This window comes from Microbacterium sp. 2MCAF23, from assembly GCF_052115565.1.
Taxonomy (GTDB): Bacteria; Actinomycetota; Actinomycetes; order Actinomycetales; family Microbacteriaceae; genus Microbacterium.
The window spans coordinates 314322-327975 of sequence record NZ_JBFRGY010000011.1; the positions used below are offsets into that span (position 1 = coordinate 314322).

14 protein-coding genes are annotated in these 13654 nt (G+C 70.2%); 6 read left to right on the forward strand and 8 right to left on the reverse strand.

All coding sequences use genetic code 11. The features are described 5' to 3' along the window. The gene (locus AB4078_RS13215) at positions 1-1587 is read right to left on the reverse strand and encodes an N-acyl-D-amino-acid deacylase family protein (RefSeq protein ID WP_441977524.1); all 1587 of its coding nucleotides are present in this window, start codon (positions 1585-1587) and stop codon (positions 1-3) included. Between the two features lie 17 nt (positions 1588-1604). After that, complete coding sequence (locus AB4078_RS13220) at positions 1605-2858, reverse strand: alanine racemase (protein ID WP_441977525.1); 1254 nt, start codon at positions 2856-2858, stop codon at positions 1605-1607. Positions 2859-2928: 70 nt separating this feature from the next. Here AB4078_RS13220 and AB4078_RS13225 point away from each other — a divergent pair, with 70 nt between their 5' ends. Together AB4078_RS13225 and AB4078_RS13230 are read left to right on the forward strand one after the other, a co-directional pair. Then, complete coding sequence (locus tag AB4078_RS13225; protein WP_441977526.1) at positions 2929-3840, forward strand: sugar kinase; 912 nt, start codon at positions 2929-2931, stop codon at positions 3838-3840. A 55-nt stretch (positions 3841-3895) separates the two neighbouring features. Further along, positions 3896-4498: a bifunctional 4-hydroxy-2-oxoglutarate aldolase/2-dehydro-3-deoxy-phosphogluconate aldolase gene (locus tag AB4078_RS13230; RefSeq protein ID WP_441977527.1), complete on the forward strand. Its 603-nt coding sequence runs from the start codon at positions 3896-3898 to the stop codon at positions 4496-4498. 181 nt (positions 4499-4679) lie between these two features. Here the strand turns inward: AB4078_RS13230 and AB4078_RS13235 are convergent, their stop codons facing one another. After that, on the reverse strand, positions 4680-6032 hold the full coding sequence (locus AB4078_RS13235) for an MFS transporter (protein WP_441977528.1): 1353 nt from the start codon (positions 6030-6032) through the stop codon (positions 4680-4682). Positions 6033-6163: 131 nt separating this feature from the next. On the opposite strand from AB4078_RS13235, the gene AB4078_RS13240 reads away from it, so the two are divergent. After that, a complete protein-coding gene (locus AB4078_RS13240; protein ID WP_440732910.1) occupies positions 6164-6889 on the forward strand; it encodes a helix-turn-helix transcriptional regulator in 726 nt (241 codons plus the stop codon). Positions 6890-6911: 22 nt separating this feature from the next. After that, entirely contained in the window at positions 6912-7346 is a 435-nt protein-coding gene (locus tag AB4078_RS13245) for a rhodanese-like domain-containing protein (protein ID WP_441977529.1), read from the forward strand. Between the two features lie 146 nt (positions 7347-7492). Here AB4078_RS13245 and AB4078_RS13250 read toward each other — a convergent pair whose 3' ends face one another. From AB4078_RS13250 to AB4078_RS13270, 5 genes are all read right to left on the reverse strand, one after another. Then, a complete protein-coding gene (locus AB4078_RS13250; protein WP_441977530.1) occupies positions 7493-8101 on the reverse strand; it encodes a DUF305 domain-containing protein in 609 nt (202 codons plus the stop codon). 110 nt (positions 8102-8211) lie between these two features. Beyond that, a complete protein-coding gene (locus AB4078_RS13255) occupies positions 8212-8679 on the reverse strand; it encodes a hypothetical protein (RefSeq protein WP_441977531.1) in 468 nt (155 codons plus the stop codon). 157 nt (positions 8680-8836) lie between these two features. After that, on the reverse strand, positions 8837-9766 hold the full coding sequence (locus AB4078_RS13260) for a glycine betaine ABC transporter substrate-binding protein (protein WP_441977532.1): 930 nt from the start codon (positions 9764-9766) through the stop codon (positions 8837-8839). Continuing rightward, positions 9759-10706, reverse strand: coding sequence for an ABC transporter permease (locus AB4078_RS13265; RefSeq protein WP_440732905.1), 948 nt, complete (start codon positions 10704-10706; stop codon positions 9759-9761). The genes AB4078_RS13260 and AB4078_RS13265 overlap by 8 nt, the downstream gene beginning before the upstream one ends. Further along, positions 10703-12034 carry a quaternary amine ABC transporter ATP-binding protein gene (locus AB4078_RS13270; RefSeq protein ID WP_441977533.1) on the reverse strand — a complete coding sequence of 444 codons (1332 nt, stop codon included), beginning with the start codon at positions 12032-12034 and terminating at the stop codon, positions 10703-10705. Before AB4078_RS13270 ends, AB4078_RS13265 begins: the two co-directional genes overlap by 4 nt. A 297-nt stretch (positions 12035-12331) precedes the next feature. On the opposite strand from AB4078_RS13270, the gene AB4078_RS13275 reads away from it, so the two are divergent. Together AB4078_RS13275 and AB4078_RS13280 are read left to right on the forward strand one after the other, a co-directional pair. Next, the gene (locus AB4078_RS13275) at positions 12332-12718 is read left to right on the forward strand and encodes an MmcQ/YjbR family DNA-binding protein (protein WP_441977534.1); all 387 of its coding nucleotides are present in this window, start codon (positions 12332-12334) and stop codon (positions 12716-12718) included. Between the two features lie 130 nt (positions 12719-12848). Beyond that, a partial coding sequence (locus tag AB4078_RS13280; RefSeq protein WP_441977535.1) for a DUF222 domain-containing protein occupies positions 12849-13654 on the forward strand: 806 nt, incomplete at its 3' end.

The following is a 13654-nucleotide window of genomic DNA, read 5'->3' on the forward strand; positions in this document are numbered from 1 at the left end:
TCAGGCACCTCCCCTGCGCAGGCCTCGGCCGGGGAGCGCCCCGGTCAGCTCGCCCCCGGCGAGCACGCGGACGCCGGCGACGAAGACGTCGTCGATGCCGACGGCGGGCTCGCGCGGGTTCTCATAGGTGGATCCGTCGGCCACGACCTCGGGATCGACGAGCAGCAGGTCGGCGATCGCGCCCGCCTCGACGACGCCGCGGCGGTCGAGGCCGAAGCGCCGTGCGGGCTGGGCGGAGAGGTGGTGCACAGCGTCCGCCCACGACCACGTGCCGAGCTCGCGCACGAACTCGCGCAGGTAGCGGGCGAACGATCCCGCGGCACGGGGATGCGGGTGCGCGCCGATGAAGATGCCGTCCGATCCGCCGATATGGCCGGGATGCGCGAAGATGCGCGCCAGCTCGGTGGCCGGCCGCGGATTGCGCACGGCCATGACGGCACTGCTCTCCATGCGCGATGCCGCGAGCAGGTCGAGGGCGAAGTCCATCGGATCCTGGGCCGCGCGGGCGGATGCCGCGCGCAGGGTCAGGCCGTGCGCCCAGGCGTACTCGGATGCGGCGATGTGCGCGAGCGTGATCATGTCGGGCCAGTCCGGTCCCAGACTCGGGCTGTTCGAGGCGCGCTCGATGCACGCCGTGCGCAGGGCGTCGCGCCCCTCGGGGTCGCCGATGCGGGCGACGGCCTCGTCGGCGGGAAGCGCCGAGACCTCCGGCGGCAGCAGGGGCATGCCCAGCAGCGTGCAGCCGCGGATGTACGGGTACGCGTCGAAGGTGGCGTCGACGCCGGCCTCGGCGAGCGCGTCGAGCTGAGACAGCACGATGTCGGCGTCGGCGTGCAGGTGCGACACGTGCACGGGCAGCGGCGCCCCGGCACCCCGGGCGGCGCGGCGCGAGATCTCGGCCATCTCGGTGATCCCGGCCGCCGTGTTGGCCTCGTATCCGCCGCGCATGTGGCTGACGTACACGCCGCCGGCCGCGGCCACCGGCACGCACAGCGCGGCGATCTCGTCGGCGTCCTGGAAGATGCCGGGCACGTAATCGAGCCCGGTCGAGAGACCCAGCGCCCCATCGGCCATGCCCTGCGCCACGAGCTCGACCATGCGGGCGCGCTCGGCGTCGGCGGCGGGGCCGGTGCGTCGGCCGCACACCTCGAAGCGCACGGTGCCGGCGGGCACCAGGTACGCGGCGTTGAGGGCGGAAGCTCCGTCGACCACCGCCAGCAGCTCGGCGACTCCGCCTCCACGGTAGGCCGGGTGCGGTCCGTTGATCGCGGCGAAGTAGCCGGTCGCGTACGCGCCATCGCCAGGGGCGTAGGAGACGCCATCCTGTCCGCCGATGATCGTGGTCACCCCCTGGCGCAGCAGCGCCCGGGTGACCTCGGGCTCGCGGAGCAGGCCGTCGGCGTGCGAGTGCGCGTCGACGAAGCCGGGCAGGACGAGCCGCCCGGACGCGTCGATCACGAGGTCGCCGTCGCGCGCCTCGACCTCGCCGACCCGGGCGATCACCGCGCCGTCGAGGGCGACGTCGGCGCGCGCGGTGCCGGACGGCGTGACCACCGAACCACCGCGCAGAACTGTACGACCGGACATGGCGCTCCTCGAAGGCCTCAGAAGTAGGTGCGGACGAGGCCGGTGACCACACCGGACTCGAGGGAGTCGACGACGGGCAGCACGCGCCACTTGTCGAAGGCGGTGCAGGGGTGCGAGAGGCCGAAGCGCACGACTGACCCGACGGGCAGCGGCTCGGCCGGCCGCACGTACGAGTGCTGGTCGTTCATGGCCGAGACGGTCGCCTCGGCCGGCTGCCAGGGCGCGGCGAGATCGGCGGCGACGGCGCGCGGGATGGGCAGACCCTCGTCGTAGGGGAAGTCGCGCTTGCCGGCGTCCACCAGCGCCAGACCGGGCTCGGGGCTGGAGACGACGCGGGCGATGCCGTGCATCGCGTTGACGAAGTGGGGTCCCTCGCCCGCGCCGCCCTCGTCGAACGGAGAGATGCCGCGGTAGAACCCGTCGTCGTGCACGATATAGGCGCCCGAGCGCAGGGTGAACCGGGTGCGTCCGTCGCGCTCGGCGGCCGCCCACACGTCGGCGACGATCTCGAAGTACGCGCTGCCACCGGCGGTGACGTACACCTCGCCGTCGTCGTAGAGCGGCGTGATCGCGCGGTGCAGCGCGAGCTGCGTCTCGAGGTAGCTGCGCACGGCGGCGAGACCCTCGGGCGAGCGGTCGTGCGCGATGCTGCCCTCGTAGCCGGCGACGCCGGCGAGCCGCAGCACGTCGGAGGCGGCGAGGCGCTCGGCGATCTCGATGGCCTCGTCGACGGAACGGGCGCCCGTGCGGCCCCCCGCGGCGCCCAGCTCGACGCAGACGTCGACCGGGCGCGGCAGCTCGACGCCGTTCAGCGCGCTCTCCATCGCGTCCACGGTGGCGAGCGAGTCGGCCCAGCAGACGAACCGGAACCCGGGATCGGCGAGCTCGCCGGCGAGCCAGGCCAGCGACCGGGCGTCGACGGCGGCGTTGGCGAGCATGATCGAGTCGAGTCCGAGGTCGCGGCCGGTGCGCACCTGCCCCATGGTCGCGAGGGTGATGCCGAGGGCGCCGGCGTCGGTCTGGCGTTTCCACAGCTCGGGGGCCATCGTGGTCTTGCCATGCGGCATGATCTCCAGGCCGCGCTCCACGCACCACGCGGCCATGGTCGCGACGTTCGCCTGCATACCGGCGTCGTCGAGCACGATCAGCGGCGTCCAGAACTCGTCGAGGCGCGGCTTCGTCGCGAGGAAGGCGGATGCGGTCATCCCGATCGCGCGCTCCGGGATCCCCTTGTCCCGCGCCGTCAGCAGTTCGTCGTCCCGGTCGTTCATCTCACGCCTTCCGTCCTCGTTGTGCATATATCGCAACGTTGGTTGCACTGTGCGCACAGACCGCCTCATCATGGTAACCGTGTCCGAGACCTCCGCACCACGCATGATCGCCATCGGCGAGACGATGGCCCTCATCACCCCTGCCCACGCGGAGGCGCTCGCCACCGCCCAGGAGGTGCGGCTGCTCATCGGCGGCGCCGAGTCGAACGTGGCGATCCACGCCGCGCACCTCGGCATCCCGACCGCCTGGGTCAGCGCCGTGGGCGACGACGCCCTCGGCGTGCGGGTGCGCGACGAGGTCGCCCGCCACGGCGTCGACGTCCGCTGGGTCGTTGATGACCCCGCCGCGCCCACCGGCGTGTACTTCAAGGATCCGGGCCACGGCGTGCTCTACTACCGCCGCGGCTCGGCCGCCTCGGCGATGAGCCCCGCCACGGTCTCCGAGGTTCCGCTCGAGCAGGCCGACCTCGTGCACGTGTCGGGCATAACCCCGGCGCTCTCGGAGTCGTGCGCCGCGCTCATCGACGCCGTCTTCGACCGCGTGAGCGCGGGATCCGGCTTCCTGAGCTTCGACGTCAACCACCGCGCGGCCCTGTGGGCGCCCGGCGCGGCGGCCCCGACCCTGCTCGCGCTCGCGCGCCGCGCCGATGTCGTGTTCGTCGGCCTCGACGAGGCGGAGGGCCTGTGGGGCACGGCCGACGCCGATGCCGTGCGCGCGCTGATCCCCGCTCCGCAGCTGCTCGTCGTCAAGGACGGCGACGTGGGAGCCACCGAGTTCCATCGCACGGGCGACGCCGATGAGCGCACCTTCGCTCCGGCGATCAAGACCGAGGTGGTCGAGGCCGTCGGCGCGGGCGATGCGTTCGCGGCCGGCTACCTGGCCGCCCACCTGCAGGGCGCCGAGGCCGCGGAGCGCCTCGCCGCCGGCCACCGCCGCGCGCACCTCGTGCTGCAGTCCACCGGCGACCTCCTGCCCGACTGAGAAGACCACGCTGCGCCGAGGGGGTGCAGCGAGACGAAGCGAAAGGCCCCCGACCATGACCGACAACTCCGCATTCGACGAGATCTTCCGCGACGTGCCCCTGATGGCGATCCTGCGCGGCATGGGCGTCGAGCGCACGCTCGCGACCGCCACCCGCGCCTGGGACCTCGGCATCACGGCCGTCGAGGTGCCCGTGCAGACGCCGACCGACGTCGAGGCGCTGCGCGTGCTCGCCGAAGCCGCCCGCGAGCGCGGCCTGACCGTGGGAGCGGGCACCGTCGTGTCGCTCGAGCACGTGCACCAGGCCGCCGAAGCGGGCGCGGCGTTCACCGTGAGCCCGGGCCTCGACCTCGACGTGGTGCGGGCCTCGCACGAGGCGGGCATGCCGGCGCTGCCCGGCGTCTCGAGCGCCACCGAGGTGCAGCACGCGCTGGGCGACGGGCTCACCTGGCTGAAGGCGTTCCCGGCGTCACTGCTGGGCACCGGCTGGTTCCCCGCGATGCGCGGCCCCTTCCCGCAGGCGAAGTTCGTCGCCACGGGCGGCATGGACTCCGGCAACGCCCAGGCATACCTCGACGCGGGCGTGCGGGTCGTCGCCGTCGGCTCCGCTCTGGAGGACGAGACGCAGCTTCCTGCGCTCGCGAAGCTGCTCGGCTGACCCCATCCGCATCCGATCCCGCTCCCGGCGTTCCGCGTCGGGGGCGGGATCTTCTGCGCACGGCGCGAGCCCGAGCGCCGCGCAGCCGGGGACGACAGCGCGCCCTGCCGCCGCACGCACGGCCCGTCCGCCAGGACAGGGCGTGCGTGCGGTGGCAGGGCGCGCACCGGTGTCATGACGCTCAGGCGTCGGCCCCCACGCGCGGGGCGATGACCAGCTCGTGCAGCCGCCCGGCACCCTCGACGTCGGGCCGGATGGACGCGAGCATCGTCGCGATGACGCCGACGATCGCGATCACCGCGGCGTAGATCACGACCGGCCAGATCGCTCCGCCGACGGCGGCGACCAACGCCGTGCAGATGATGGGTGCGAGTCCGCCGCCGAGGGTGTTGGAGATCTGGTAGCCGATGTTGACGCCGGTGGTGCGCGCCTCCGGGTCGAACATCTCCGCCAGCATCGTCGCCAGGGTCGCCTGCATCGCTACGCCGAACACGACGAAGCCGAGGATCTGCCCCAGCCAGATCAGCCACATGTTGCCGGTGCTGAAGAGCAGGAAGGCGGGGTAGACCATCGCGGCGAAGCCGAGGCAGCCGATGATGTACACGGTGCGACGGCCGATCCGATCCGAGATCGCACCCCACAGCGGCGCGACGACGATCTGCAGCAGACCGACGATCATGGTTCCCGCGAAGCCCATCCACGCCGGCAGGTGCTTGTTGCTCACCATGAAGGCGAGGCCGTAGGTGAGCACGACGTAGCCGGCGATCGACTGCGGCAGCCCGATGAGGATGCCCATGATCGCGTTCTTCGGGTGGCGGAACGCCTCGACCAGCGGGTTCGGCTTCTTGCCGGTGGCGTTCAAGTGCAGGGTCTGCGTCTCGATGAACTCGTCGGAGTCCTCGAGGTGACGGCGCAGGATGACGGCGGCGATCGCGAGAACGATCGAGAACACGAAGGGGATGCGCCAACCCCACTCGATGAACCAAGAGCCGGGCGTCAGTCCCAGTGCCGCCATGAGGCCACCCGAGACGACGTTGGCGATGCCGGCGCCGCTGATGAGGAAGGCGCCGTACAGGCCCTTCTTGCCGATCGGCGCGGCCTCGACGACCATCGTCGCCGCGCCGCCCATCTCACCGCCGACGAAGAAGCCCTGGAACAGACGGCACACGAGCAGCAGGATCGGCGCAGCGACGCCGATGGCGTGGTCCGGCGGGATGAGGCCGATGGCGGTCGTCGCGAGCCCCATGCCGATCACGGTGCTCATCAGGACGACCTTGCGGCCGACCCGGTCACCGATGATGCCCCAGATGACGCCGCCGACGGGACGGAGGAAGAATCCGACTGCGAACGTCGCGAACGACGAGAGCTGCGCGACCACCGGGTCGTCGGACGAGAAGAACACCGCGGGGAAGACGGCGGCCGACGCGAGACCGTAGAGGTAGTAGTCGTAGTACTCGATGAGCGTGCCGATCGCGCCACCGGCGACGGTCTTGCGCTGGTGGGGCGTGAGGCCGCGTGATGCGACTGTTGCCATGGGAGCCTCCTTGCTCGGGAACTGCGGGAGAGATCGGGGGTCAGCCCTCGACGTGAAAGGCTGTCCTCGCTAAGATAGCCGCGACGTAGACAGTATGTCTACTAGCTGGACTTTTTGTAAAGTGGAGGTGGATGATGGCGAATCCGGCGACGATGGAGGCCGCTGCGACCGCACTGGCCGGCGATGCCGCCCACCAGACGTACGAGAGCGCCGAGGAGGTGCTGCGGTTGTACCGCCCCGTGATGCGGGCGCTGGCCACGGCCGCCGGTCCCTCTGTCGAGGTCGTGCTGCACAATCTCGACGGCGCCGACGTCGACCTCGGGCACACCATCATGGCCATCGAGAACGGCCATGTCACCGGGCGCGCCGTCGGCGGGCCGTCGACCTCGCTGGGCCTGGACGTGATGAAGGATCGGCAGAAGGACCACGACGCCTTCGGATACCGCGGCTTCACGAGCGACGGTCGCGAGCTGCGCTGCTCATCGGTGTACTTCCGCAACGCTGCCGGCGACATCATCGCCTCGTTCTGCATCAACGTCGACCTCAGCCCGATCCAGCAGGCCAGGAACATGCTCGAGGCCCTGCTCCCCGTGCAGGGTGCGGCGGACAACGGCCCCCGTGAGCACTTCGGCAGCGATCTGGTGTCGGTGATGGACTCGATGATCACCGAGGCGATCGCCGAGATCGGCCGCCCCGTCGAGCAGATGTCACGCGAGGACAAGATCACCGTGCTCGAGCGCCTCGACCAGCGCGGAGCCACCCAGATGCGCAAGTCGATCGAGACGATCGCGAAGCGACTGGGCATCTCGCGGGTGACCGCATACGCCTATCTCGACGAGGCCCGCACCCGCGGCTGAGCCTGGGCGGAGGAGGATGCAGATGAGCGGAGCCGACATCGCCGCCGCAGACGGATCCATCGCGGCGCGACTCGCGCACGTCGACGCACGCCTGGCATACGAGATAGACGTGGTCGCCGCGGCACAGGCCGTCGCAGCAGGCGAGGCCGTGCTCGTCGACACGCGCCGCCGGGAGTCGTGGGATCACGGCCACATCGCCGGCGCCCTGCACTTGCCCACGCACGGCCTGGAGGCGCGGATCCACGAGCTCCCCCGTGACCGCACGCTGATCGTCTACGGCTGGGGGCCGGGCTGCAACGGCGCGACGGCGACGGCCCGGATCCTGCTCGCGGCCGGCCGGGATACGCGCGAGCTGTACGGAGGATACGAGTACTGGGCGCGCACCGGCTACGCGACCGAGGCAGGTGGGGTCGTCACGCGCCGGGCACCGGATCCCCTGGTCACCGCCGAGGTCTGAGCCCCCGCGGCATCCCGGTCAGGCGGGTCGACAGCGCCGTCGCCGGCGGCGGGTGCAGACCCGCTCACTGGTCGCGAATTGCCGTCATTCGAGCGGAATGGGGGCAGTTCGCGACCAGTGAGCGGAGGCAGGTTCCGCGGAGGGCGTCAGAGCTGCGCCAGGAGCCCCTTCATCTCGGCGATCTCGACCGTCTGGGCGTCGATGATCGTGCTCGCCAAAGCGACGGCACGAGGATCCTTGCCATCGCCCTTCTCGGTGCGGGCCATCTCGACCGCGCCCTCGTGGTGCGCGATCATCTGCTGCAGGAAGAGCTTCCCCGCCTCGGCGCCCGACGCGGCCTCGAGCGCGGCCATGTCGGTCTCGCTCATCATGCCGTCGCCGTGTCCCATGGATCCAGGGGCCGCAGACGGCACGCCCCAGCCATCGAGCCAGTCGCGCATGGTCGCGATCTCGGGCGCCTGCGCGGCCTTGATCCTGGTCGCGAGGTCGGCGACCCGCGGATCCACGCCGGTCTTGGCGAGCAGCGTGTCGCTCATGTCGACGGCCTGCTGGTGGTGGCCGATCATCATGGTCGCGAACATCGCATCGGCATCGTTCGCGGATCCCTGTGCGGATCCGGTGGCAGGGGTGGACGCGCCGTGCGTCATCCCCGGCATCCCGGAGTGGTCGGTCGTGGGCGCGCAGGCGGTGAGGGCGGTCCCGGCGAGGGCGACCGTCCCGATCGCGAGGGCACGGTGAAGGGTTCGGATGGTCATGTCGTTCTCTGCTTTCGTCGTCGATGACGCGCACCGCCGGAGGGCGGGCGCGAAGCCGTTCCGGCGCGTCCGCCCGCGGAGCGGGGTGTGCGGGACGCGCCGGATCCGGCTCATCTGCGACTGATGCAGAGGGCGGCCATGCTCGGAGGGCGGGGCTCTGCCGTGACCGCCGCGGAGGACGCGACGACGACGGCTAGCGCAGGACGGAGGTCTTCCGCGGGAGGCCCCGGAAGTGCGGCGGTGGCGATCGGCGCGAGCGTGCAGGACGGGGCCATCACGGCGTGCTCGGCACAGTCCGCGCAGCCCTGCGTCGGTGCAGCCATCGCGTCGCGGGCCGTCATTGCTTCACTCGCGGATGTCGAACCCGTCGTGCGCGTCGGCGCCTGAGTGTCCGCGACGTGTGCGGTAGCCGCGGTACCCGCCATCACGCCGTGCACGGCGTGCTCCGCGGTCGCCGACGTGCCGTGCCCCGCGAGTACATGCATGCCGAGAAGTCCGACGATCACCGCGGAGACGAGGAGCAGGATCCGCAGCGACCACGTCGACGACGTGTCCCGGCCACGGATCCAATACCCCACGGGGGTACAGCATAGCGGCCCCGACCCTGTGGGCCTGGGACTCTGCGACGACTGCAGGACCATACGACGCCTGCAGGGCCCGTTCTCGGATCTGGTCGTGCATCCGTATCGGGGTCCTGCAGGCGTCACACACAGCCGGGTCAGGCGAACCGCGGCCCTACTTCTTCGCCCAGTCGAACTCACTGCCGTACTTCTCGACCCAGGCATCGATCGCCTGGGGCTCCTTGCCCTCGCCGAACCGGTTCACGACCATGTCCTCGAGCGAGCCGTACTGCGCGTCGTCGAGCTTGATCTTGCCGATCAGCGCGGCGGCGTCCGGGTGCTTCTTCGCGAAGTCCTTCGCGCCGAGGAAGTGCAGCCCCTCGGGCTTGCCCATGGCGCCCTTCGGATCCTTGAGGTCCTTCACGGGGTAGGCGCTGTTGGCCCAGAACGGACGCCACAGGGTCACCGCGATGTCCTGCTTCTTGTCCGTCGCCGACTTCAGCTCGGTGAGCATCGCCGCGGTCGACGAGGTCACGAGCTGATACTCGCCGCCGAGGCCGTACTCCGGCATCATCTTCTGGGTCTGGGCGGTGAGGCCGGCACCCGGCTCGATGCCGATGATCTTGCCGCCGAACTTCGAGGCGTTGCCCTTGAGCTCGTCGATCGAGTCGATATCGGAGTACGTCGGTACCGCGATCGTGAGGCGGGCGTTGTCGTAGTACGTCCCGAGGTCGTCGATCGACCCCAGGTACTTGTCCATGTACGCCTTCTGCGTGACCTCGGGCCACGCCGACGGGAAGATGTCCACATCCCCCTGCGACAGCCCCGCATACAGCGGTCCCGCGTCGGAGAGCGTCTGCATCTTGACGTCGTAGCCCATCTTGCCGAGCTGGTCCTGCAGCAGGTACGCGGTGCTGAGCCCGTCCGTCCAGCTGGGCAGGAACCCGATCGTGATCGTGCCCTTGTCACCGGATCCGGCATCGTTCGCCGGCGCCTTGCCTGCCATCTCGAGGGTGCCACCGGCGCCGTCGCTCGCGCATCCGGCCAGGGTGAGGGCAGCCGCGACGGCGAGCGCCGCGAGGGCGGTGATCCTGCTCTTACGCATGCTGCAGCTCCTTCTCCTCCAGGGATGCTTCGGGGACCTGGTCGGCGACCGCGGACGCCGCGGCCAGGCGCCGCGCCGAACGGCGGCGCGCCAGCACGCCGAGCAGCGACCCGGGGTGCTGCCCCAGCGACCCCAGCGACGCGGTGACCCGGTCGAGGAAGACCGCGATCAGCACGACGCCGAGACCGGCCTCGACGCCCTTGGCGATGTTGACGGTCGAGATCGCCTCGACCACGAGCTTGCCGAGCCCGTCGGCGCCGGCCATACCGGCGATGACGGCCATCGAGAGCGCGAGCATGATGACCTGGTTGACGCCGGCCAGGATCGTCGGCATCGCGAGCGGCAACTGGATGCCGCGCAGGATCTGGCCCGGCGTCGCGCCGAACGACTGCCCGGCTTCGACGGTCTCGGAGTCGACCCCGCGGATGCCGAGCTCGGTGAAGCGCACGCCGGGCGGCAGCGCGAAGATGACCGTGGCCACGAGGCCCGGCACGACGCCGATGCTGAAGAACACGATCGCGGGGATGAGGTAGACGAAGGCGGGCATCGTCTGCATGAAGTCGAGCACGGGCTTGAGCACCGCGCGCACGGTGGCGTTCCGGGCCGACCAGATGCCGAGCGGGATCGCGATCACCACCGCGACCGCTCCGGCGACGAGCACCAGCGCGAGCGTCTGCATCGCGGGGACCCACAGGCCCATCGCGACGATCAGTCCGAACGAGATCACGGTGCCGATCGCCAGGCGCCACGAGCGGACGAGCCAGGCGATCAGCGCCGCGATGATGATCACGACGTAGAACCAGGGCATCAGCAGCAGGAAGCTCAGGCCGTCGACGAGGAACGACACGACGGTCGAGATGACGTGCAGCAGGCCGTCCAGGTTGGCTTTGATCCAGTCGACCGCGACAGCGACCCAGGATCCGATGGGCAGGACGTTCATCGGGTGATCTCCTCGTTCGGCGCATCCGGGGTGGGCGACGTGGTCGGCGTGTTTCCGGCGGTCGGCGCCGTCCAGCCGTCGTCGAGGATGGCGTCGACCTCCGCCTGCGGCAGCGGCAGCACCGGCAGGTTGATCTCGCCGGTGGCACCAGGGCCAGGGCCGAGCGCGGCGAGCAGCGTGATGCGCGGGATCACGCCGACGAGGCGCCCCTCCGCGTCGGCGACGGCGAGCGGCACCGGGGATTCCACGGCCGGGATGAACAGGTTCATCAGGATCTCGTCCTCGTCGACGACCTGCGTAGCGGGCTTGAGCACCGACGTGATCGTGCTCTCCCCGCGGCGGATCAGCTTGACGACGTCACGGTCGGTGACGATGCCGATGAGCTTGCGGTCGCGGCCGACGACGTACGTCGCCGACATGAAGGCGTCGCGCATCTGCTTGAGCGCGGTGCGCGGACCGGCGTTCTCGGAGACGACGGGGCGCGGACGCTCCATGACGTTCGCCGCGGTGAGCACCCGGGCGCGGTCGACGTCCTGCACGAACTGCTCGACATAGCTGTTGGCCGGGTCCGTGAGGATGTCCTCTGGCGTGCCGATCTGCACGATGCGGCCGTCGCGCATCACCGCGATGCGGTCGCCGAGGAACATGGCCTCGTTCAGGTCGTGCGTGATGAACACGATGGTCTTCTGCAGCTTCTGCTGCAGCTCGAGCAGCTGCTCCTGCATCTCCCGGCGGATCAGCGGATCCAGCGCGCTGAACGCCTCGTCCATCAGCAGGATGTCGCTGTCGGCCGCGAGCGCACGGGCGATGCCCACGCGCTGCTGCATGCCGCCGGAGAGTTCGGACGGCAGCTTCTCGCCCTGCCCCTCGAGGCCGACGAGACCCAGGATCTCCTCGGCCTTGGCCAGGCGCTCGGCCTTGCCGATGCCCTTCAGCTCGAGCGGGTAGGCCACGTTCGCGGCCACGGTGCGGTGCGGCAGCAAGGCGAAGTGCTGGAACACCATCGATACGCGGTCGCGGCGGATCTCACGCAGACGCGACGCCGGGATGCCGGTGATCGGATCCCCGGCGACGAGCACGGAGCCGTCGGTCGCCTCGTGCAGGCCGTTGAGCATGCGGATGATGGTGGACTTGCCGGATCCGGACAGTCCCATGATGACGAAGATCTCGCCGCGGTTGACGGTGAAGCTCGCGTCGATGACAGCGGCGGTGCCGGCGTCGGCGACCTCGGATCGGGTCTCGCCGGCCTTCAGCCGGCGGACGGCCTGGTTCGGATTCCTCCCGAACACCTTGAACAGATGACGCGCTTCCAGAGCGGTTTCGGACACGTTTCCCCCGCGGCCTCACCTCGAGGGGAGGCCTGCATCGGTCTCGCCCGGGTGATGATCACAGGGCCGTTTCGAACCAAGCCATGCTGGCGGCGCAGGAGGAGGATTTCGGATCCTCAACAGAGATCATCGACCGTACGCCCACGCCTCTTCGTGCACAGCAGAATCGAAAGAAGGACGCGGCCGCGGACTGGTCTTGGGCCATCAGGCCCGCATTCCAACGTAACGAGAACCTGATCCCGTGGCAAATCCGAGGTCGGTGACCTAGGGTGCGCGCGACGGGATGAGAGGGATCGCATGAAGGGCGAGGAACTGCAGGAGCGGGCTCGGGCCTGCGCGGAAGAGCTCCCCGGCGCCGGCCTGGAGCACCCGTTCGGGCCCGGCTGGGAGGTCTACAAAGTCCGCGACCGGGTCTTCATGCTGCTCACCGACGTGACCGGAGAGCCGATCGTCATCCTGAAGACCGACCCGGAAGACGGCAAGGCGCTCCGGGAACAGTACGACGCGATCACGCCGGGCTATCACATGAACAAGAAGCACTGGATCACAATGCGCCCCTCAGGCGGCCTGCCGACGCCGCTGATAGACGACCTGGTCACGGATTCGTACCTGCTCGTGGTCGCGAATCTGCCCCGCGCGAAGCGCCCCGTCGACCCTGCCACGTTCGGTCGGGCCAGCGGGTGATGCTCGGCCGAGAACTCCCTCGACCCCCGACCACAATTACCGGACACACCCAGATAATTCCCAGGTCTGAGGTGGATTCCTGTGGTGGATAAGTCTCGAATAAATCTTCGATTCTTGGTAGGATCGGAGCATGACCAGCACTCTTGACCCGCTTCTGGAAGCCACTCGGCTTCTGGTCGAGGTGTGGGGCGGAGTGGAGTCCGGTACAGACCTGTCGAGGGCGCAGTTGGTGGCGGTGAACAATGCGTTGGGGCTGCTCGATCGATCCTCGGATGCGGTGCATGCGGAGGTCGCGGCGGGGATCGCGTACGAGTCGCGGCGTGAGCTGGGGCCCGAGTCGTTGGCCAAGCAGCAGGGCTACCGGAACGCGGCGCAGTTGATCGCGACGACCGCGGGTACGTCGACGGGGGACGCGGCCAGATTGGTGAAGGTCGGGGAGGCGACGGCGCCCCGCACGAACCTGATCGGCGAGACGCTGCCGGCGAAGTTCCCGACCCTGCGTGTCGCTCTGCGCGCGGGCCGGGTCGGTGCGCTCGCCGCCGCCATGGTCGTGTCGTTCCTGGATCGGATGATCCCGAAAGTGGGCCGCGCGGTGGTCGCGGACGCGGAGCAACTCCTGGTCGAGAAGGTTCCGGGGTTGTCGCTGGACGAGGTGCGGGCGATGATCGTCCGGCTGGAGGCGTATCTGGATCCGGATGGTGTCGCACCGCGGGAGGACGAGCTGCGGGCGCGGGCATCGCTGAGCATGTTCGAGCGGGACGGGATGCTGCACCTGAACGCGGTCCTCGACCCGGAACGGGCAGCGTCCGTGAAGACCGCGATCGAAGGATACGTGTCCGCGCAGTTCGCCGCCCGCCGCGACCGCGACCCGGCCCTCGCGGACGCGGACCGGCGCACCGTCGGACAGATCCAGGCCGACGCGCTCGCGCACTTCGC